2 protein-coding genes are annotated in these 1,919 nt (G+C 37.0%); both read right to left on the bottom strand.

Going from position 1 to position 1,919, the window contains the following annotated elements; all coding sequences use genetic code 11:
* Nucleotides 1-1,210: alpha/beta hydrolase (locus F8S12_RS17985; RefSeq protein ID WP_196517499.1), on the bottom strand; the 1,210-nt coding region annotated here is incomplete at its 3' end.
* An 87-nt stretch (nucleotides 1,211-1,297) separates the two neighbouring features.
* Nucleotides 1,298-1,919: transposase (locus F8S12_RS17980; protein ID WP_196517498.1), on the bottom strand; the 622-nt coding region annotated here is incomplete at its 5' end.

Here is a 1,919-nt window from a genome sequence, read left to right as displayed (position 1 = left end):
TGTTGGCAGACCAGTTTTTGCCATCACTAGATGAGGTAATACAAAGAGTATTGGTTGGGTTATTCGCTTTGTAGGCTAGATAAAGCTGATTGTTAAACACAGCCAATGCAGGACTACCAGAGGTGCTTTGTCCTGACACTTTGTTTAGGTCAGACCAGTTTTGACCATCACTAGATGAGGTAATCCAAATATAATTGGCTGCTTCATTGGCTTTGTAGGCTAGATAAAGCTGATTGTTAAACACAGCCAATGCAGGACTACCAGAGGTGCTTTGTCCTGACACTTTGTTTAGGTCAGACCAGTTTTGACCATCACTAGATGAGGTAATCCAAATATAATTGGCTGCTTCATTGGCTTTGTAGGCTAGATAAAGCTTACCTTTAAACACCGCCAATGAAAATTTTTCAGGAGTTGATTGTGAGGGAATTGTAATTACCCGTTTAGACCTTTCAATTGCTGCCAAATGTGCTTGTGCTACTTCTTGTTTCTTGAAGTCATTATGATCGCCAATAACCTCTCCACAGTCGAGACTAACGAACCGCTTACCAAAATCTTTGTAACTAAACTTTGTACCCGAACGTAGTATCAAGGTTTTATTGTTACCTGAAAGTTTCTTAAAACCTTCTGTTCCCAGAGTTTCATACACATAAGAAGTAATTCCTTTAAGTAAAGAATCTTTATTAGAGTATGTACATACTATTGGCCCGTGAATCCATAAATCAATGTAAGATTCCTCCAGTTTTGAATCTAGGACATCTGATGGAACGCCCGGTAAACTTTTGTTAGCAGATAACGGGGATTGGATAAAAAACACTGTTTTTATGCGTGTTGTTAATTTATGTAATGCTCCCCTAATCAGAAGAGTACCCATACTGTGACCAGCAAGGTGGATGTTAATTTTACTATGCTTAGTTGCTATAGCATTTAGAAAAGGAGCTAAACCATTTTTACCGATATCTCTTGCTGGTGCTAATTTTGTTATATTCCCTATGAAGTTAATAAAGTCGTACCATTCACCGTCATCAATTATTTGTGAAGGCCATATCACCCCACATATTGCAATTCCCTGCTTACCATCTTGGCATTTGTGCAGTTGCTCCAAATAATTTTTGTAAATGTCTTTGGCAGCAGTTCTAGTATTGTTGACTCCATGTACTAAAACGATTAAGTCAGTAACGATCAAGTCAGTAATTTCACTTTTATTCTTCAACTCTTGAATTACTGTATTTTCTACCGTCGAATCAACAAGTTGGCCATGACCATTAAAATGAACATCTATGTCAATACCGTAGCCAATTTACGAGGGTTCAACGCCTGTAGAAAGGGGATGAATACGTCCTAAAGAAGTAAGCTTGGCAAAAATCTGGGTTAATAAAATAGGCTCAGGCATTTCAGGAAGCATTTTTAACATTTCACGAACATATCGAAAGCCGCGATAATAAGCCTTAAGATCAATAATGCCGGAACCGGGATTGTGCCGACGAAAATCAGCAAGAAGATAGTGGGATAAATTGACCATAAAGAATGCTAGATTAGCAGCATTAGTTACAGCAGTTTGGCTCAAGTTCATAAAATCTTCTAATCCCCAAAATTGCTTGGCATCTCGAAAATTGAATTCGATTTGAAAACGAAGCTTGTAATAGTCGATAATTTTTTCAAATGATAATTTTAGATCACTTGAAAATAGAATTACATGACTACAAGCATTAGTTTTAAGATTGATTTTAACCAAAATAACTATATTCAGTGATTGGGCAAATTCCTTGTGGAGTAAAGTAGCTTGATAAATATCAGTTTTGATATCGTCTTCAATGGTACTTTTACACAAATATGCGTCAGGTATATTACAATAATCCAGCTTGTTACCGTATTTACGACGGGAACGACGATTGGGATCAGGGTTTTGGTAAGGTATATAT

Source organism: Nostoc sp. WHI (assembly GCF_015714725.1).
Lineage (GTDB): Bacteria > Cyanobacteriota > Cyanobacteriia > Cyanobacteriales > Nostocaceae > Nostoc.
This window is presented reverse-complemented; position numbering and strand designations above follow the sequence as displayed.